Genomic DNA, 18,765 nt, shown 5'->3' on the forward strand with positions numbered 1-18,765 from the left:
TCATGATGAAGGTTCCGGGGAGCAAGATGCCGGGCCTCCGTGGCAGGAAGGTCGATGACCTTCCCGGTGTGACGGCAGTGGCGAGAATCGACCGGCGAACCAAGAGGCTGACCAAGCGCCTCCAGCCCGGGGAAATAGCGATTATCGACCATGTCGACGTTGACCGGGTCAGCGCGGAGGCGCTCGTCGCGTGCGGCGCGGCGGCTGTCGTCAACGTCGCCGCGGGCATCAGCGGCCGCTATCCCAACCTGGGTCCGCAGATCCTGCTCGACGCGGGCGTGCCGTTTGTCGACAACGCCAATCCCGAGCTGTTCGAACGCGTCAAGGACGGCGACGTCATCCGCCTCCACGAGGGCGCGATCTACCTCGACGACGACGTCGTGGGCAAAGGCGACGAACAGACGGCCGAGGCCGTCGAGGCCGCCATGGCCGAGGCGCGCGCCGGGCTGGCCGTGCAGATCGAGGCTTTCGCCGTCAACACGATGGAGTACGTTCGTGGTGAGGGCAAGCTTCTCATCGACGGAGTCGGCGTGCCTGAGATCCGCACCCCGATGGAGGGCAGACATGTCCTCATCGTGGTGCGCGGATATCACTACAAGGAAGACATCGCCACCCTCCGCCCCTACATCAGGGAATACCGTCCCGTGCTCGTCGGCGTCGACGGCGGCGCCGATGCGCTGCTGGAGGCCGGCTACCTCCCCGACGTGATCGTGGGCGACTTCGACTCCGTCTCGACCAAGGCCCTGACCTGCGGCGCCGAGCTCGTCGTGCACGCCTACCGCGACGGCCGGGCCCCCGGCCTGGAGCGGGTGCACCAGCTCGGCCGCGAGGCGGTCATCTTCCCGGCCACCGGCACCAGCGAGGACATCGCGATGCTCCTGGCCGACGACAAGGGCGCCGAGCTGATCGTCGCGGTCGGCACCCACGGCACCCTGGAGGAGTTCCTCGACAAGGGCCGCTCCGGCATGGCCAGCACCTTCCTGACCCGGCTGATCATCGGCAGCAAGCTCATCGACGCCAAGGGCGTCAGCAGGCTCTACCGCAGCCGCATCACCACCTCCCAGCTCCTGATGCTCGTGATCACCGCCCTGATCACCATGGGGGTGGCGCTCTTCCTGTCGCCGCTCGGCCAGACCTGGCTGAACGGCCTGCAAGACGTCTGGAACGCATTCATCTTCTGGCTGGTCGGACTCTTCTCGTGATCGATTTTCGCTACCACGTCGTCTCCATCGTCGCGATCTTCCTGGCGCTGGCGGTCGGGATCGTCCTGGGCACCACGCTGCTGCAGGAGCCCGCGGTCAAGTCCGCGCAGGAGATCTCCGCGCAGCTCACCAAGACCAAGGACGAGCTGCGCGTGCAGATCGACCAGCTCCAGGGCCGCGAGGCGGGCAACGACGCCTTCGTCAGCAGCGTCACCCCGAAGCTGGTGGCGGGCGAGCTGACTGGGCAGCGCGTGCTGCTGGTCGAGGCGCCGGGGTCGAGCACCACGTTCCGCGAGGCCGAGCAGCAGGTGCTGGAGGAGGCGGGCGCCGAGGTGAGCGGGCGCGTGACGCTGACCGAGAAGTTCTTCGACCCCGACCGCAGCGGTGTGCTCGACGGCCTGGTCAACCAGCTCAAACCGGTCGACATGGTCTTCCCGTCCACGGCGACCGTCTGGGACAAGGCCGGCGCGCTTCTTGCCTCCACGCTGCTCACCACCGACCAGGCCCAGGCAGGCACCCCCAACGCCGCGACCTCCGCCGTCATCAGCGGGTTCGAGGCGGGCGGGCTGGTCAGCACCGACGGCGACCCCGCCAAGCGGGCCATGCTTGCGGTGATGTTCGCGCCGGAGAAGGCGTACGAGGGGGAGCAGGCCGAGACCCAGCTGGGCGCGCTCGTCTCGGTCGCCGACCGGCTCGACGCCGCCGGCAAGGGCGCGGTGCTGGCCGGCAGCGCCGCCAACACGGCCGTCACCGGGGGCGCCGTCAGCGCCCTGCGCGACGACGGCGACGTCGCCAAGCGCGTGTCCACCGTCGATACCGTCGATATGCCCACGGGCCGGGTCGTGGTCGTCTACGCTCTCCGGGAGCAACTGAGCGGGCGGGCCGGCCAGTACGGCATCGGCAAGGGGGCCTCGGCCACCCAGCCCGCGCTGCCGACCACCACACCCTCACCGACCCAGTCAGGGAGCTGACATGGCCCGTGGCCTGCTCTACGCGCTGGCCGGCGCCGCGATCGGTGCCGTCGCCGCCCGTGCCGCCTACTCCGCCTTCACCCGGAACCGTCCGGCCGACCTGGGCGGGCGCTGGACGCGCAAGAACCACCGCGGCGAGCCGATCACCCTGCTGGAGGGGCCCGCGTTCGTGGCGGGCTCCGGCGCCGCGGCCGCGCTCACGCCCGGCCTGACGCCGCGTACCCGGCTGGCCGCGGTGCTGGCCGGCGTCGGCACCGGCGCCCTCGGCGCCTACGACGACCTCTACGGCACCACGTCCTCCAAGGGTTTCAAGGGCCACCTGACGGCTCTGGCCCGCGGTGAGGTCACCAGCGGCGCCGTCAAGATCCTCGGGATCGGCGCCACCGGGCTGGGCGCCGCGGCCCTGGTCTCCGACGGGCCCGTCGACACCCTGGTCAACGGCGCGGCCATCGCGGGCGCCGCCAACCTCGCCAACCTGTTCGACCTGCGTCCCGGGCGGGCGATCAAGGTCGGGCTGCTGGCCGGCGGGCCGCTGCTGGCCGTCTCGCTGCTGCGGTCCTCGCCCGCCGCCGCGGCCCTGGCCGCCGTGCCGCTGGGCGCCGCCGCGGCGCTGCTGCCCGACGACCTCGGCGAGCGCGCCATGCTCGGCGACGCGGGCGCCAACTCGCTCGGCGCCCTGCTGGGGCTCGCCGCGGTGACGAAGCTCGGCAGGCCCGGCAGGCTCGTCCTCCTGGGCACGGTCGCGGCGCTCACCGCGGCCTCGGAGAAGGTCAGCTTCACCAAGGTCATCGCCGCCAACCCGGTGCTCAACCGGATCGACATGCTCGGGCGGCGTCCCGTCGACCACGTGTGACCCTCCGCGCACGATTGTCGGTGGCACCTGCCAGGATGTCGGCGTGACCGGATGCTGGGCGGGGGAGGCCGGGTGCGAAGCGTGACGGCGCGGGGCGTGGCGGGTGGCGCCCTGCTCATCGGGGCGATCACCGTGCTGGCCCGGATCGCCGGCTTCGCCAAGCAGTACGCCTTCGCCCAGACCGTCGGCACCAACTGCCTGTCCACCGCGTACATGACGGCCAACCAGATCCCCAACATCGTCTTCGAGGTCGTCGTCGGAGGCGCGCTGGCGGGCATGGTGGTGCCGGTGCTGGCCGGGTCCGCCGCCTCGCGCGAGCGCACCGGGCACATCAGCTCGGCGCTGCTGACGTGGGTCGTCGTCGTCCTGGTGCCGCTGGGGGCGCTCACCGCGCTGTTCGCCCGGCCGGTCATCGAGCTGTTCCTCGGCGAGGCCGTCAGCGGATGCGACACGACCCAGCTCGTCGCCCTCGCCACCCGCATGCTGGTCGTCTTCGCCCCCCAGATCCCGCTGTACGGCGTGGCCGTCGTGCTCTACGGCGTGCTCCAGTCGCACAACCGCTTCGCCGGGCCCGCGGTCGCGCCGCTGGTGTCCAGCATCGTGGTCATCGTGGCGTACCTGCTGTTCGTGCCGCTCAGCTCGGGGATCGTCGACCCGGCTCACCTGCCCGGGCCGGCCGAGCTGGCCCTGTCGGTGGGCACCAGCCTGGGCGTGCTCTCGCTCGTGCTGACCGTGGTCGGGCCCGTGTCGCGGCTGGGGCTGCGGTGGCGGCCCACCTTACGCTTCCCCGACGGCGTGGCCGGGCAGGTGCGCAGGCTCGCCCTGGCCGGGATCGCGGCGCTGCTGGCCCAGCAGGCCGCCATGATCGTCGTCGTGCTGCTGTCGAACAAGGCGATCGGCAACGGGGCCCTCACCATCTACAACTATGCGTGGGCGATCTATCTCGTGCCGTACGCGGTGCTGGCCGTGCCGATCGCCACCAGCGCGTTCCCCCGGCTGTCGGCGCAGGCAGGCGACGCGGTCGCGTTCTCGGCGCTGGCGGCGCGGACCACGCGGGCCGTGGTGCTCGTCACGGGGCTGGCCGCCGGGGTGCTGGCCGCCGCGTCGGGGCCTGGCGCGGTCGTGTTCCTGGGAGGCAGGAGCGAGGTGCCGCCGCCTCAACTCGCCCTGGCGATCGCGCTGTTCGCGCCGGGCATCGTCGGCTACGGGCTCATCGCCCACCTGAGCCGGGTGCTCTACGCTGCTGGGCTCGGGCGGGCGGCTGCCACCGGGACGGTGGCGGGGTGGCTGGTCGTCATCGTCGCGCAGACCGTCCTCGTGCTGGTGCTGCCCGCCGGGTGGAAGATCGGCGGGATGGCGTTGGGGATGAGCATCGGGATGACAGCAGGTGGGGTGGTGCTGCTCGGGGCCGTGGTCCGGTCGCGGGGGAGCGGTGCCGCGGCAGGGCTGCCCCGGGCGGCGGGGGCGGCGGTCGCCGGTGGTGTGCTGGGGTACCTGGCGGGGGCCGGGGTGGTGAGGTGGCTCGGGGGCTCGGGCATCTGGCCGAACGTGGGTGCGGTGGTGCTGGCGGCGGTGGTCGCCGTGGCGGTGGGGGCTGCCGTCGTTGCGGTGGTGGACCGGCCGGATGCCAGGGTGGTGGCCGGGCTGCTCCGACGGGGCGGCTGATCCACCGCCACTGATCCTCTGCCTTGGTTGCGGTGGGTGCCCTACGGCGGTTCCTGGTTGTCGCGCACGGCTTCCGGGCCGGACGGCTCGTGGTGTGCGGCTTCTGACGCTCGGACGGCTGGTCCCGCAGGGCTTCTGGGGCTGGAACGGCTGCGGCGCCTGCGGCTTTTGGGGCTCCTTGTGGGGGCGCGTACGGCTTCTGGGGTTTGCCGTTGTGGGGCTGGTTGCCGTAGGCGACGAGCATCGCAGACCGTCGGGTGCGGTGGCCTTCAGGAGTGGCTGGCCTCGGAGGGGGCGTCGGGCGCTGGTGCAGTGGCACTTGACCTCTCGTGGGCCAGGCGCACGGGATTGGCCGGTCTGTGAAGGTGATCACACTCCTGGGGTGTTGGCCCGTGAGGCGCAGAAGCTGCCGAGCTGCCTCGCATCAAGAAGGTGTCATGGCTTCGGATCCTTCGGCCCTTGGCTTCGGGCGGGGGCCTGCGCGGTTGGTGCTTGGGTGATGGTCATGGCTTGCGGGCCAAGGCGCGGCGGTTGGGGCCGGCAGCCCTTGAGCCTCGGGGGCCTGTGAGGGCCGGTATGGGGTGTCGGTGGGTTGGGTGGGTGAGATCGGGAGGCTGCGAGGTGATACGGGCTACGGTTTCAGCTTTGAGGTGTGGCTGCGGTTTCCGGTGAGGGCCTAGGAGGGGTCGTGCGGGTGGCATTTGTGATGGGGACCACGTCGGGTGGGACCGGTCGGCATGTACGGATGCTCGTCGAAGGGCTGGTGCAGCGCGGTAACCAGGCGGCGGTGGTGGGGCCTGGGAGTGTCGAGGAGGCGTTCTCCTTCCGGGCCGCGGGAGCTACGTTCGCCGAGGTGGCCGTCTCCGACCGGCCGCATCCGCTGAACGACCTGCGCGCGGTGCTCGCGATCCGGCGGCTGACGCGCGACGCCGACGTCGTGCACGCCCATGGCCTGCGAGCGGGGGCGCTGGCGAGCCTGGCACTGAGAGCGTTCAAGACTCAGGGGACAAGCGGCCGGGAGGGGAGGGGGCCGGGGGTGGTGGTCACCTTGCACAATGCGCTTACCGCCGGCGGTTTCGTGGGGTTCGTCTACGGGGTGCTGGAGCGGATCGTGGCGCGGCAGGCCGACCGGGTGCTGGTGGTCTCGCCGGATCTGGCGGAGCGGATGACCGTCCTGGGAGCTCGGGAGGTGGCGGAGGCGGTGGTGCCCGCGCCTCCGCTCCGGCCCGCGCGGCGCAGGCCGGAGGAGGTGCGGGAGGAACTGGGGGCGGGTGATCGTCCTCTGGTGCTGACGATCGGCCGGCTCGCCCAGCAGAAGGGGCTCGACACCCTGCTGGACGTGGCGGCCGGGCCGTGGGAGTCGCCGGTGCCCCTGTTCGCCGTCGCGGGCGAGGGGCCGTTGCGGGCGGAACTGGAGGACCGGATCCGGTCCCGGAGCCTTCCCGTCCTGCTCCTCGGAGACCGGGACGACGTCCCCGACCTGCTGGCGGCCGCGTCCGTCGTGGTCAACTGCAGTCGCTGGGAAGGGTTGCCGCTCAGCCTCAGCGAGGCACTGATGGCGGGCAAGCCGGTGGTGGCCTCCGACGTCGGCGGGGCCCCGTGGCTGGTCGGCGACGCGGGGCTGCTGGTGCCGTACGGGGACGCCGGTGGGCTGCGCAGCGCGTTGCGCAAGGTCCTGGGCGAGCCCGGGATCGCGCGGACGATGGCCGAGGCGGCGGCCCGGCGCGGACGGGAGTTGCCGGACGGTGACGATGCCGTGGAGAGCGTCCTCGGGGTGTACGAGGGGGCAAGATCGAATGGATGATGAGATCAGAGTGTCGGCGTATACTGCGTGGGTTAGGGAGGGGAGTATCCCTTCGCGACAGCCTCGTCATCACGGTGCAGCCCCGCTCCACGGGGCCCCCGGGGCTGCCGGTCCGCGTTGTTCGCGGGCGGGAGAGACCTCCGGCAATGAGTCATGCATGCCGGAGGGTTTGAATCGTGACCGTACCCGTGTGGGCCTGGATCGCCGTCATCGGTGGTCTGCTGGTCGTCCTCGCCTTTGACCTTTGGATCGTCGACCGCGGTGAAGCCCGTGAGTTCTCCATGCGGCAGGCCGGATATTGGGTCACCTTCTATGTCGCCCTGGCCGCGTTGTTCGGTGTGGGGTTGTGGGCCACCTTCGGGGCCGACAAGGCGGGGGAGTTCTTCGCCGGTTACATCACTGAGTACAGCTTGAGCGTCGACAACCTGTTCATCTTCTTCATCATCATGAGCAGGTTCGCGGTGCCGCGGCCCTACCAGCACAAGGTGCTGCTCGTCGGCATCGTGCTCGCGCTGGTCATGCGCGGCATCTTCATCGCGCTCGGCGCCGCCGCGCTGGAGCGGTTCAGCTGGCTCTTCTACGTCTTCGGCGCCTTCCTGGTCTACACCGCCGTCAACCTGATCCGGCAGCACCTCAAGGGCGAGGAAGACGAGTTCAACGAGAACATCCTGCTCAGGTGGGTGCGCCGGGCGTTCCCGACCACCGAGGGGTACGTCGGCTCGAAGGTCAGCGTCAAGATCGACGGCCGCCGCATGGTGACCCCCATGCTCATCGTGATGGTCGCCATCGGCACCACCGACCTGCTGTTCGCCCTCGACTCGATTCCGGCCATCTTCGGGCTCACCAAAGACCCCTACGTCGTCTTCACGGCCAACGCGTTTGCCCTGATGGGGCTGCGTCAGCTTTACTTCCTGCTGGGCGGGTTGCTGCAGCGACTCGTCTACATCAGCTATGGTTTGGCGTTCATCCTCGGGTTCATCGGGGTTAAGCTGATAATGGAGGCGTTGCATGCCAGCGGCGTCACCTGGGCACCCGAAATTCCCATCTGGGTGTCGCTCACGGTCATCGGCTCCACCATGGCGATCACCACGGTTGCGAGCCTGATCAAAGCCCGCATGACGAGCGGCGAAGGCGAGCACACGCACCCGGAGCAGGTCTAGCGGAACGGCTATCGAGGCGCTTTGCTTGTGTAGTTGCGCCGTGTAATAGTTGCGAGTTCCGTAACAGCATGGCAAAGCGCCTAGTCCAGTCACCACCAAAGGTTGTACGTGTCAGACGATTCTGCTAAGTCGAGCCGCGTCCGGCTCGCGCGCGGGGTCTCCCCGTGGCTCCTCCCGACGGCGGCCGCGGCGGCCGCCACCGCGCTGCTGACGCGCCGAGACCGGCGCTGGGCCCTGGCTGCGGCCCCGCTGGGTGCGCTCACGGGCGGCATGCTCTGGTTCTTCCGCGACCCCGAGCGCACTCCTGGCGAGGGGCGCATCCTGTCGCCCGCCGACGGCGTGGTGCAGAGCATCGACCCCTGGCCGGACGGCCGCACCCGCGTCGCGATCTTCATGAGCCCCCTGAACGTGCACGTCAATCGTGCCCCTCTTGCGGGAAATGTCACGTCCGTGCAGCATGTCGCGGGTGGGTTCCTGCCGGCGTTCAACAAGGACAGCGACCAGAACGAGCGCGTGGTGTGGCATTTCGAGACCGCGCTGGGCGACATCGAGATGGTGCAGATCGCGGGCGCCGTGGCGCGCCGGATCGTGCCGTACCTGAGCGCCGGGGCCAAGGTGGCGCAGACCGAGCGCATCGGGCTCATCCGGTTCGGCTCGCGGGTCGACATCTACCTTCCCGAAGGCATCTCGCCCGCGGTGACCGTGGGGGAGAAGACGGTTGCGGGGGTGACCAGAATTGACCACGGCTGACGCCGGCAGCTGGCAGGCGGGCGAGGAAGAGCCCCGCGGCCCCGTGGGCAAGGCGTTCCGCCTGTCCGCCGCGGACTCGCTCTCGCTGGGCAACGCGGTCTGCGGGTTCCTCGCCGTCTGCGTCCTGGCCTACTCGGCGATTCAGCAGCTCACGGTCGCCGACGGCAAGTTCACGCCCACGCCGAGCTACTTCGCCACCGCCATCGTCCTGCTGCTCATCGGCGCGACCTGCGACCTGTTCGACGGGCTCGTGGCGCGGCGCTTCCGCGCCTCGGCGATGGGCGCCGAGCTGGACAACCTGGCCGACGTGATCAGCTTCGGCTTCGCGCCCGCGTTCATGGTCGTGATCTGGGGGGTCGGCGCGCCGCCTTCGGTGCCGTTCATCGCGGTGGTCACCGCCGCGGCGGCCGTGCTGGTCGCCGGTGTCGTACGGCTGGCGCGCTTCGCGTGCGTCAAGACCAAGAGCGGCGACTTCATGGGCCTGCCCATCCCCATGGGCGCCATGACCGTGATCTCCATCGTGCTGCTGTTCCAGCCCAGCATCTGGGCGCTGTTCGCGGTGCTCGGCGTGGCCTGGCTGATGGTCAGCCGGATCGAGTACCCCAAGCCGAAGGGGCAGCTCGCGGCGGTCGTCCTCGGGTGGATCATGGTGAACGTGGCCTTCCTCACGTTCTGGGTGGCCTGGCCGGAAGGCGGCGACCTGCCGATCAAGATCGGCGCGACCATGCAGATCGCGCTCGTCGCGGCGATCCCGCTGCGCATGTTGTTCTACAAGCGGGAGCTGCGCAAGGAAGCCGAGCGAATCGGCAACTAGGGGATTTTTCATCCATCTTCGGCTTTGATGGATTCATGTCGGCCATGCCGCGCGAGCACACGCGTACGTACTACCTCGGCAAGCTGGCCACCGAGCTGGAGCAGCGCGGGCTGACCGCCACCCTGCGGGCCGACCCGCCCGCGCTGCGGATCAGCGATCCCGACACCGCGCTGCTGGCCGAGACGATCGACTGCGTGCCGCTGCCCGAAGGGTGGTTCTACCGCTGGTCGTGGGGCGAGCTCGTGGGCCTGGCCGACGATCCCGCCCTGGCGGCCGGGCGCATCGTGCGCGTGCTGGCCGCGGGCAGGTGAGCTACCAGCCTCTGGCCTTCCACTCGGGCAGCGAGGGACGTTCGGCGCCGAGCGTCGTGTCCTTGCCGTGGCCGGGGTAGACCCAGGTGTCGTCGGGCAGGCGGTCGAAGATGCGCTCGGTGACGTCGGTGTAGAGGCGCTCGAAACGCTCCGGGTCCCTGCCGGTGTTGCCCACCCCGCCGGGGAACAGGGAGTCGCCGGTGAACAGGTGACGGCCGTCGGGGCCGCCGTCGTAGAGCAGCGCGATCGAGCCGGGCGTGTGACCGCGCAGGTGGATGACCTCCAGGCTGACCGGGCCGAGGGCGATCGTGTCGCCGTGGTCGACCGTGCGGCCGACCGGGACGGGCAGGGCGGGCGCGTCGAGCGGATGGGCGATCACCTCGGCGCCGGTGACCCTGGCCACCTGTTCCAGGGCCTGCCAGTGGTCGCCGTGCTGGTGGGTGGTGACGATCGCGCCGAGCGGCTGGTCGCCGACGAGCGCCAGCAGCCGGTCGGCGTCGGCCGCGGCGTCGATCAGCAGCTCGTCGCCGGTCTCGGTGGAACGCAACAGGTAGGCGTTGTTGTCGTGGGGGCCGACCGCCAGCTTGGAGATGGTCAGGGCGGGCAGCTCGCGCACGTCGGCGGGGCCGCCGACCCGGACGTCGCCGGTGTAGGTCATGGGTAGTCCTTCGGGGGCGTCGCGGGCAGATCAGCGGGGGCCGGCATCGTCAGCCACGGCGGCGGCTCGGGAAGGAGCGCGCCACCGTCACCAGGCGGCGACGGCTGTCCCGCGGGCACCAGGGTAACGCCCTCGCCGTCCGACCTTCCCGTCAACCAGGCCAGCATGTCGGCCGGTCGTCCCTGCACGGCAGGACCCTGGCCGAGGTTCTGCCACCTTTGCCCCGGCTCGCCGGTCAGGACGACCTCGCTCACCGTGCTGCGGTCGTACGGCCAGGATCGGCGGAGGTCGTGCAGTTCGCGATGGACGAACGTCTCCGGCCAGTCGCGGGGGCCGTACCCGGCGCCCAGGTCCACGTGGTGCATGCCCACCTCGCGCAGTCGGCGTACCAGGACGTACCAGGCGGGATGCGACGGCGGGCGCATGCCGCGGACGGGCGCCGGCCACGCCGGGGCGGGCAGATCGCGGATCGCGGCGGCCAGGCGCGCGGCGCTGTCGGCCAGGTCGGCCAGGTGGCGCGCGGCCGGGCGGGCGGCGGCGGCCTCGATCTCGGCGGTCCTGGCCTCCAGGGAGGGGTACTGCGGGGTCTCGACGCCCGTCCTCGCCCAGGTGAGGAGGCGGAGGTGGGAGCGCGCGTTGCCGGCCAGGTGGGCCAGCACGTGCCCTCTGGTCCAGCCGGGCAGCAGGGACGGGGCCGCGACGTCGGCGTCGGACAGGGAGGCGGCCGTGGCCAGCAGCAGGTCGGTCGCGGAGGCGAGTTCGGCCTGCACCGCGGGTAGAACAGTCATGTCCGGATATTTCATCACTTAGGTGTCCAAGGTCGGGCGTGGGCATAAAGCGGCAGGTCAAGTGGTTGACTCTCAAAGGGCTCCTGCCGACGCGGGAGATGGCCGTAACCTGTGAAGGACGGATTTTCGGGGGCCGGGGATCGGCTCGCCGAAAATGTCGGTGCCCCCGTCTACCATCCCCCGTGGACCTATCCGCCTTTCGACCTCCGGGATCGCCGTGGCAGACCGCCTGATCGTGCGTGGTGCACGAGAACACAACCTCAAGGACGTCTCGCTTGACCTGCCGCGAGACTCGCTGATCGTCTTCACCGGCCTGTCCGGCTCCGGCAAGTCGAGCCTGGCCTTCGACACGATCTTCGCTGAGGGCCAGCGGCGCTACGTCGAGTCCTTGTCGGCCTACGCCCGCCAGTTCCTCGGCCAGATGGACAAGCCCGACGTCGACTTCATCGAGGGTCTGTCGCCCGCGGTGTCCATCGACCAGAAGGCCACCAGCAAGAACCCCCGCTCGACCGTCGGCACCATCACCGAGGTCTACGACTACCTGCGCCTGCTGTGGGCGCGCATCGGCAAGCCCCACTGCCCGGCCTGCGGCCGTCCGATCGCCCGGCAGATGCCGCAGCAGATCGTCGACCGGGTGATGGACCTGGAGGAGGGCACCCGTTTCCAGGTGCTCGCCCCCGTCATCCGCGGCCGCAAGGGCGAATACGCCGAGCTGTTCCGCGAGCTGCAGACCAAGGGCTTCGCGCGGGCCAGGGTCGACGGCACGGTCGTGCGGCTGGAGGAGCCGCCGACGCTGAAGAAGTACGAGAAGCACGACATCGAGGTCATCGTCGACCGCCTGTCGGTCAAGGAGTCCTCGCGCCGCCGGCTCACCGACTCCGTCGAGACCGCGCTGCAGCTGTCCGGCGGCACGATCACGCTGGAGTTCGTCGACCTGCCGGAAGACGACCCGGGCCGTGAGCGCTTCTACTCCGAGCACCTCTACTGCCCCTACGACGACCTGTCGTTCGAGGAGCTGGAGCCGCGCTCGTTCTCCTTCAACTCGCCCTTCGGCGCCTGCCCCGAGTGCACCGGCCTCGGCACCAAGATGGAGGTCGACCCCGACCTGGTGGTGCCCGACCCCGAGCGCACGCTCGGCGACGGCGCGCTGCACCCGTGGTCGGGCGGCCACACCAGCGAATACTTCGTCCGGCTGATCGAGGCGCTCGGCCACACGGTCGGGTTCACCCTCGACACGCCGTGGGAGCGGCTGCCCAAGAAGGCCCAGAAGTCGCTGCTGTACGGCCACGACGAGCAGGTGCACGTCCGCTACAGCAACCGTTACGGCCGACAGCGCTCCTACTACACCACCTTCGACGGCGTCATCCCCTGGGTGCAGCGCCGGCACGCCGAGGCCGAGAGCGACGCCACGCGCGAGCGCTTCGAGGGCTACATGCGCGAGATCCCGTGCCCGGCCTGCAAGGGCGCCCGGCTCAAGCCGGTCACCCTCGCCGTCACCGTCGACGACAGGTCGATCGCCGAGGTCGCGGCCATGTCGATCGGCGAGTGCGCGAAGTTCCTGGCCGAGCTGAAGCTGTCCGACCGTGACATGCACATCGCCGAGCGGGTGGTCAAGGAGATCAACGCCCGCATGGGCTTCCTGCTCGACGTCGGCCTCGACTACCTCACCATGGACCGCGCCGCCGCCACCCTCGCCGGTGGCGAGGCCCAGCGCATCCGGCTGGCCACGCAGATCGGCTCCGGGCTGGTCGGCGTCCTCTACGTGCTGGACGAGCCGTCCATCGGCCTGCACCAGCGTGACAACATGCGCCTGCTCGACACGCTGATCAGGCTGCGCGACATGGGCAACACGCTGATCGTCGTCGAGCACGACGAGGACACCATCGCCGCCGCCGACTGGGTGGTGGACATCGGTCCCGGCGCCGGCGAGCACGGCGGCCAGGTCGTGGTGTCCGGCACCGTCCAGGAGCTCCTCGCCAGCGAGGAGTCCATGACAGGCCAGTACCTGTCGGGACGCCGGAGCATCCCGATCCCGGCCAAGCGCCGCAAGCGCGACAAGAAGCGGCAGATCACGGTCAAGGGCGCGCGCGAGCACAACCTCAAGGGCGTCGACATCGAGTTCCCGCTGGGCGTGTTCACGGCGGTGACCGGCGTGTCCGGGTCGGGCAAGTCGACGCTGGTCAACGACATCCTCTACAACGCGCTGGCCAAGGAGCTCAACGGCGCCCGCACGGTGCCGGGGCGGCACTCCCGCATCAACGGCATGGACCAGGTGGACAAGGTCGTGCACGTCGACCAGTCGCCGATCGGCCGTACGCCGCGCTCCAACCCGGCCACGTACACCGGGGTCTTCGACCACGTGCGCAAGCTGTTCGCCCAGACGGCCGAGGCCAAGGTGCGCGGCTACCAGCCCGGGCGGTTCAGCTTCAACGTCAAGGGCGGGCGCTGCGAGGCGTGCGCGGGCGACGGCACGATCAAGATCGAGATGAACTTCCTGCCGGACGTCTACGTCCCCTGTGAGGTCTGCCACGGCGCCCGGTACAACCGGGAGACGCTGGAGGTCCACTACAAGGGCAAGACGATCGCCGAGGTGCTCGACATGCCGATCGAGGAGGCGCTGGCCTTCTTCGACGCGATCCCGGCGATCAAGCGGCACCTGCAGACGCTCAACGACGTCGGCCTGGGCTACGTGCGGCTCGGGCAGCCGGCGACCACGTTGTCCGGCGGCGAGGCGCAGCGCGTCAAGCTCGCCTCCGAGCTGCAGCGCCGCCAGACCGGGCGGACGATCTACGTGCTCGACGAGCCCACCACCGGCCTGCACTTCGAGGACATCCGCCGGTTGCTCGGCGTGCTCGGGCGGCTGGTCGACGGCGGGAACACGGTGATCGTCATCGAGCACAACCTCGACGTCATCAAGACCGCCGACTGGATCATCGACATGGGCCCCGAAGGCGGGTCCCGCGGCGGCACGCTCGTGGCCGCGGGCACGCCCGAAGAGGTGGCCCTGGTCAACGAGAGCCACACCGGGCGCTTCCTGCGGAAGATCCTGTCGCTCTGAGGCAGGTGGCGGCTCGGATGGGACCCGTCTCACCGGGAGTCGGGTGGCGGTTCGGGTGAGCCCGTCTCACCGCGAGTCGGGTGGGGTCCGTCTCGCTGTGGGGCGGGTGGTGGCCCGGTGTGCGGCTGGGTCCCGCCTGGTCAGGTGGTGGTGCGGGGTTCGCTGGAGGTCAGGGCGGTGGCTCGGGCGCGGCGGCGGCGCTTGGCGGCGTCGCCGCGCTCCAGCCACCACTCGGCGAACAGCAGCGGCAGCACCCAGCCCAGCCAGGCGCTCAGCGCGCCGACCGTGGCGGCCAGCAACGCCTGGTCGCCGTGGAAGGTGGTGTCGAGCTGCGGTGACAGCGTGATGACGAACACCGCGCCCCACAGGCGGTTGGTGATGATCGACATCGTCAGGGCGAAGCTGCGGATCATCCACCTGCGATGATCGACGAACCTGCGCTGCCTGGCCATCCGCCAGCCGGCCAGGGTGCAGCCCAGCCAGAGCAGCGCCAGCACCACGCCGCTGGCCCTGGTCACCGGGCCGAAGGGCGTGGCCAGGCTGACCACCAGGCCCAGCAGGCCGCCGGGCAGGCAGCCGCCGAAGACGTACACCCGGCCGATCACGCGGTGGGCCCGCGGATGGCGGGCCCGGAACCACGGCCAGACCTGTAAGCAGCACGAGATCATCGCGATCGAGCCGAAGATCACGTGCAGGGAGAGCACCGCGAAGTGCGGCGGGAAGAAGTCGGGCGCGGGCACCCGCGACCGGCTCGGGTCCAGCGACAGGTAGGGCGGCAGGGAGAAGGCGACGAACGCGATCGCCAGCACCGCGAGCGGGGCGACCCACGGACGCCGCCACCAGCGCGGTCCGGACGTCGTGGGAGTGGGAGTCTCGGTGAGTGTCATGAGCGACACGCTCGCGCCTGGCGCTGACCGCGGGCGTACCGTCCGCTGACCGTGCGCCGCCCGCTCGTTGCCGCGACGGTGACCGTATCGGTCACCCGATGGGCGGACCGAGGGGTGGAGCCAATAAAGTTGAGGCACGGGTAACGGCTTGACCTGCTGGGGGTCGGCGGAGACGCGAAGGGTCGGCTGAATCATGACGGTGACGAATCAGGGCGAAGCCATGCCCGAAAACAGCAGCGGCATCGGGCGTCGCGAAGTGCTCGGCGTGGCGGGGGTGGCCGCGTGCGGGCTGGCGCTGGCCGGGTGCGGAGCGGGGGACGCCAAGGCGCAGCCGGCGTCGGGGATCAAGGGCAAGGTGCTCGCCAAGACGGCGGACGTGCCCGTCGGCGGCGGCACGATCGTGCAGGAGTGGCGGATCGTGGTCACGCAGCCCACGAAGGGCGTCTACAAGGCGTTCAGCGCGGTCTGCACCCACAAGGGATGCACGGTGGGCAGGCCGAAGGACAACGTCATCACGTGCGCGTGCCACGGCAGCGAGTTCGCCGCCGACAGCGGCAAGGCCACCAAGGGGCCGGCGACTGCGCCGCTGACGGTCTACCAGGTCAAGGTGGAGGGCGACGGCATCGTCGTGGTCTGAGGACGCGGTCTGAGGATGCGGTCTGAGAGCGCAGGCCCATGACCTGTCTGAGGCCCGCGCTCGTGGCTCGGGGGGCGGGCCGGAGAGCTTGTTCTGGGTAATTGTGCGTGGTTTCCGGGATTGGGGGCGTGCAGGCTGAACCGGTGCGGGGGCACCGGCCGTACCTGCATGTGAGACCGAGACCTGGGAGGACGCACCATGACAGAAACGACGCGCCGGACGGTCATGCTCGGCGCCGGAGGCGCCGGGCTCGCGGCGGTTCTGACGGCGTGCGCGAGCTACGGTTCGCCGACGACGGCGGCGAACGAGGCGCCGGCCGCGAAGGAACCGGACGCCGAGGAGCCGTCGTCGGAGCCCAAGAAGAAGGCGAAGAAGAAGGCCAAGGCGCTGGCCGACACCAGTGACATCCAGGTCGGCGGCGGCACGGTCTTCAAGGACCAGAAGATCGTGGTGACGCAGCCGACCGAGGGGGAGTTCAAGGCGTTCACGGCGATCTGCACCCATGCGGGATGCACGGTCGCCGCCGTCTCGAACGGCACCATCAACTGCCCCTGCCACGGCAGCAAGTTCAAGATCGAGGACGGTTCGGTGGCCGACGGCCCCGCCGGCGCGCCGCTCGCCGAGAAGAAGATCACCGTGGACGGCGACAAGATCAGACTCGCCTAATCCCCGTCTCATGAATTTCTCACCTGCCTCCGGTTGGGTGGGACGCATGGGAGATGACCTTCGAAGCCGTAGGGCAGTGATAGCGGGTGTGGGCGCGGGCGGGCTGGCCCTGGCGATCAGCGCCTGCGGCGGAAGCACCGAGACCCCGGCGGCCACCGCGCCCGACGCGGGCGGCCAGTCGAGCGCGGCCCAGCCGGGCGCATCGCAGTCCGGCGGCGCGCTGGCCAAGACGGCAGACATCCCCGTCGGCGGCGGCACGATCTTCAAGGACCAGAAGATCGTGGTGACGCAGCCGACGGCGGGCGAGTTCAAGGCCTTCAGCGCGATCTGCACGCACAAGGGCTGCCCGGTGGCCAGCGTCGCGGACGGCGCGATCGTGTGCCCGTGCCACGGCAGCAAGTTCGACATCGCCGACGGCTCGGTCACCAATGGGCCGGCCGACAAGCCGCTGGCCGCCCAGCAGATCAAGGTGGAGGGCGACCAGATCACCCTGGCCTGACCCGTGCCCTGACCCCTGGCCTGACCCGGGAACGTGGTGAGTCCCGTCGTGCCGTCCGAAGCTCGGCGGGTCACCTTGTCGGTGGCGCCTACTAGTCTTTGACCGTGGCGAGAGCAGCGGGCAGCCCCTTGAGTTTCCGGCCCAGACCAGGTTCGATCCCCGAGTCGCCGGGGGTCTACCGGTTCAGGGACGCGCACGGCCGGGTGATCTACGTCGGCAAGGCCAAGAGCCTGCGGCAGCGGCTCAACTCCTACTTCGCCGACTTCTCCGCGCTGCATCCGCGCACCCAGTCGATGCTCACCACGGCCGCCGACGTCGACTGGACCGTCGTCGGCACCGAGGTCGAGGCGCTGCAGCTCGAATACTCCTGGATCAAGGAGTTCGACCCGCGCTTCAACGTCAAGTACCGCGACGACAAGTCCTACCCCTACCTCGCGGTGACGATGGGGGAGGACTTCCCGCGCGTCCAGGTCATGCGGGGCGCCAAGCGCAAGGGCACCCGCTACTTCGGCCCCTACTCGCACGCCTGGGCCATCCGCGAGACCGTCGACCTGCTGCTGCGCGTCTTCCCGGTGCGCACGTGCAGCGCCGGGGTGTTCAAGCGGGCCGGGCAGATCGGCCGTCCGTGCCTGCTGGGGTACATCGACAAGTGCTCGGCGCCGTGCGTGGGCCGGGTGACCCCGCAGGAGCACCGCGAGCTGGCCGAAGACTTCTGCGACTTCATGGCGGGCAACACCACCCGCTTCATCAAGCGCCTCGAGAAGGACATGCGCGAGGCCGCCGCCGAGCAGGAGTACGAGCGGGCGGCCCGGCTGCGCGACGACATCCAGGCGTTGCAGCGCGCGCTGGAGAAGCAGGCCGTGGTGCTCGGCGAGGCCACCGACGCCGACGTGATCGCGCTGGCCGAGGATCCGCTGGAGGCCGCCGTCCAGGTGTTCTACGTGCGCGGGGGCCGCATCCGCGGTCAGCGGGGCTGGGTGGTCGACAAGGTCGAGGAGACCTCGCCCGGCGAGCTGGTCGAGCAGTTCCTGCTGCAGATGTACGGCGAGGCCGGCCCCGAGTCGATGCCGCGCGAGGTGCTCGTGCCCGCGCTGCCGCCCGACGCCGAGGCGGTCGCCGAGCTGCTGACCGAGCAGCGCAGGGCCCGGGTGGAGGTGCGCGTCCCGCAGCGCGGCGACAAGAAGGCGCTGATGGAGACCGTCGAGCGCAACGCCAAGGAGTCGCTGGCCCAGCACAAGATCCGCCGCGCCGGCGACCTGACCACGCGCAGCAAGGCGCTGCAGGAGATCGCCGACGCGCTCGACCTCGACCAGGCGCCGCTGCGCGTCGAGTGTTACGACGTCTCCCACCTGCAGGGCGAGAACGTGGTGGCGTCCATGGTGGTCTTCGAGGACGGTCTGGCGCGCAAGAGCGAGTACCGGCGCTTCGCGATCAAGACCAAGGAAGGCGACGTCGCCTCGATCCACGAGGTGATCATGCGGCGGTTCCGGCGTTACCTGGAGGAACGTTCGGCCACCGGCGAGCTGGCCGCCGAGGACGACGACGGCCACGGGCCCATCGACCCCGAGACCGGCAAACCGCGCAAGTTCGCCTACCCGCCCAACCTGGTCGTCGTCGACGGCGCGGGCCCGCAGGCGGCCGCCGCGCAGCGGGCGCTCGACGAGCTCGGCATCGACGACGTCGCGGTGTGCGGCCTGGCCAAGCGGCTGGAGGAGGTGTGGCTGCCCGGCGACGACCAGCCAGTGATCATGCCTCGTTCAAGTGAGGGTCTCTACCTGCTGCAACGCGTCCGCGACGAAGCACACAGGTTCGCTATCACCTACCATCGTTCCAAGAGGTCCAAGTCAGTGAAGGAGAGCGCGCTCGACGGCGTGCCCGGCCTCGGGCCGGCGCGCAGGCAGGCGTTGCTCAAGCACTTCGGCTCCGTCAAGAAGCTACGCGAGGCCAGCGCGACCGAGATCTGCGAGGTTCCCGGCATCGGGCCGGCCCTCGCCGAGGTCATCGTGTCGACGCTGAAGGGAGATACATCGTGAACACCCGCG

General features: G+C 70.3%; 17 protein-coding genes. 14 read left to right on the plus strand and 3 right to left on the minus strand.

The annotated features are described in order from the left end of the window. Nucleotides 1-5 precede the first annotated feature (5 nt). The 9 genes from steA to AB0J71_RS31340 all read left to right on the plus strand — a co-directional run bounded on the left by steA (nucleotide 6) and on the right by AB0J71_RS31340 (nucleotide 9,530). On the plus strand, nucleotides 6-1,202 hold the full coding sequence (gene steA / locus AB0J71_RS31300; RefSeq protein ID WP_352326215.1) for a putative cytokinetic ring protein SteA: 1,197 nt from the start codon (nucleotides 6-8) through the stop codon (nucleotides 1,200-1,202). Beyond that, nucleotides 1,199-2,173 carry a copper transporter gene (locus tag AB0J71_RS31305; protein ID WP_352326212.1) on the plus strand — a complete coding sequence of 325 codons (975 nt, stop codon included), beginning with the start codon at nucleotides 1,199-1,201 and terminating at the stop codon, nucleotides 2,171-2,173. The genes steA and AB0J71_RS31305 overlap by 4 nt, the downstream gene beginning before the upstream one ends. Before the next feature lies 1 nt (nucleotide 2,174). Then, nucleotides 2,175-3,026 carry a hypothetical protein gene (locus AB0J71_RS31310; RefSeq protein WP_364393717.1) on the plus strand — a complete coding sequence of 284 codons (852 nt, stop codon included), beginning with the start codon at nucleotides 2,175-2,177 and terminating at the stop codon, nucleotides 3,024-3,026. Between the two features lie 72 nt (nucleotides 3,027-3,098). Then, entirely contained in the window at nucleotides 3,099-4,691 is a 1,593-nt protein-coding gene (locus AB0J71_RS31315) for a lipid II flippase MurJ (RefSeq protein WP_364417338.1), read from the plus strand. A 706-nt stretch (nucleotides 4,692-5,397) separates the two neighbouring features. Continuing rightward, nucleotides 5,398-6,495: a glycosyltransferase gene (locus AB0J71_RS31320; RefSeq protein ID WP_364417445.1), complete on the plus strand. Its 1,098-nt coding sequence runs from the start codon at nucleotides 5,398-5,400 to the stop codon at nucleotides 6,493-6,495. A 176-nt stretch (nucleotides 6,496-6,671) separates the two neighbouring features. Then, nucleotides 6,672-7,655 (plus strand): TerC family protein, encoded by a 984-nt coding sequence (locus AB0J71_RS31325; protein ID WP_352329586.1) that lies wholly within the window; start codon nucleotides 6,672-6,674, stop codon nucleotides 7,653-7,655. 108 nt (nucleotides 7,656-7,763) lie between these two features. Further along, nucleotides 7,764-8,405 carry a phosphatidylserine decarboxylase gene (locus AB0J71_RS31330; protein ID WP_352329585.1) on the plus strand — a complete coding sequence of 214 codons (642 nt, stop codon included), beginning with the start codon at nucleotides 7,764-7,766 and terminating at the stop codon, nucleotides 8,403-8,405. Beyond that, nucleotides 8,392-9,219 carry a CDP-diacylglycerol--serine O-phosphatidyltransferase gene (pssA, locus tag AB0J71_RS31335; RefSeq protein ID WP_357983442.1) on the plus strand — a complete coding sequence of 276 codons (828 nt, stop codon included), beginning with the start codon at nucleotides 8,392-8,394 and terminating at the stop codon, nucleotides 9,217-9,219. The genes AB0J71_RS31330 and pssA overlap by 14 nt, the downstream gene beginning before the upstream one ends. 35 nt (nucleotides 9,220-9,254) lie before the next feature. Continuing rightward, on the plus strand, nucleotides 9,255-9,530 hold the full coding sequence (locus tag AB0J71_RS31340) for a hypothetical protein (RefSeq protein ID WP_352323039.1): 276 nt from the start codon (nucleotides 9,255-9,257) through the stop codon (nucleotides 9,528-9,530). Between the two features lies 1 nt (nucleotide 9,531). On the opposite strand, the gene AB0J71_RS31345 is transcribed toward AB0J71_RS31340, so the two are convergent. Next, complete coding sequence (locus tag AB0J71_RS31345; protein WP_352323038.1) at nucleotides 9,532-10,188, minus strand: MBL fold metallo-hydrolase; 657 nt, start codon at nucleotides 10,186-10,188, stop codon at nucleotides 9,532-9,534. Continuing rightward, a complete protein-coding gene (locus AB0J71_RS31350; RefSeq protein ID WP_364417339.1) occupies nucleotides 10,185-10,976 on the minus strand; it encodes a maleylpyruvate isomerase family mycothiol-dependent enzyme in 792 nt (263 codons plus the stop codon). Before AB0J71_RS31350 ends, AB0J71_RS31345 begins: the two co-directional genes overlap by 4 nt. A 217-nt stretch (nucleotides 10,977-11,193) precedes the next feature. On the opposite strand from AB0J71_RS31350, the gene uvrA reads away from it, so the two are divergent. Next, nucleotides 11,194-14,034, plus strand: coding sequence for an excinuclease ABC subunit UvrA (gene uvrA, locus AB0J71_RS31355; protein WP_352323036.1), 2,841 nt, complete (start codon nucleotides 11,194-11,196; stop codon nucleotides 14,032-14,034). 140 nt (nucleotides 14,035-14,174) lie between these two features. On the opposite strand, the gene AB0J71_RS31360 is transcribed toward uvrA, so the two are convergent. Then, complete coding sequence (locus AB0J71_RS31360) at nucleotides 14,175-14,921, minus strand: DUF2306 domain-containing protein (protein WP_364417341.1); 747 nt, start codon at nucleotides 14,919-14,921, stop codon at nucleotides 14,175-14,177. Nucleotides 14,922-15,141: 220 nt separating this feature from the next. Here AB0J71_RS31360 and AB0J71_RS31365 point away from each other — a divergent pair, with 220 nt between their 5' ends. The 4 genes from AB0J71_RS31365 (at nucleotide 15,142) to uvrC (ending at nucleotide 18,756) form a co-directional block, all read left to right on the plus strand. Continuing rightward, on the plus strand, nucleotides 15,142-15,558 hold the full coding sequence (locus AB0J71_RS31365) for a Rieske (2Fe-2S) protein (protein ID WP_364417344.1): 417 nt from the start codon (nucleotides 15,142-15,144) through the stop codon (nucleotides 15,556-15,558). Between the two features lie 198 nt (nucleotides 15,559-15,756). Further along, the gene (locus AB0J71_RS31370) at nucleotides 15,757-16,224 is read left to right on the plus strand and encodes a Rieske (2Fe-2S) protein (RefSeq protein WP_352323033.1); all 468 of its coding nucleotides are present in this window, start codon (nucleotides 15,757-15,759) and stop codon (nucleotides 16,222-16,224) included. 76 nt (nucleotides 16,225-16,300) lie between these two features. Then, nucleotides 16,301-16,723, plus strand: coding sequence for a Rieske (2Fe-2S) protein (locus tag AB0J71_RS31375; protein WP_364417346.1), 423 nt, complete (start codon nucleotides 16,301-16,303; stop codon nucleotides 16,721-16,723). Nucleotides 16,724-16,851: 128 nt separating this feature from the next. Then, complete coding sequence (gene uvrC, locus AB0J71_RS31380) at nucleotides 16,852-18,756, plus strand: excinuclease ABC subunit UvrC (protein ID WP_352323041.1); 1,905 nt, start codon at nucleotides 16,852-16,854, stop codon at nucleotides 18,754-18,756. Nucleotides 18,757-18,765: the final 9 nt, after the last annotated feature.

The sequence above is a fragment of the Nonomuraea sp. NPDC049637 genome (genome assembly GCF_040675235.1).
Classification (GTDB): domain Bacteria; phylum Actinomycetota; class Actinomycetes; order Streptosporangiales; family Streptosporangiaceae; genus Nonomuraea.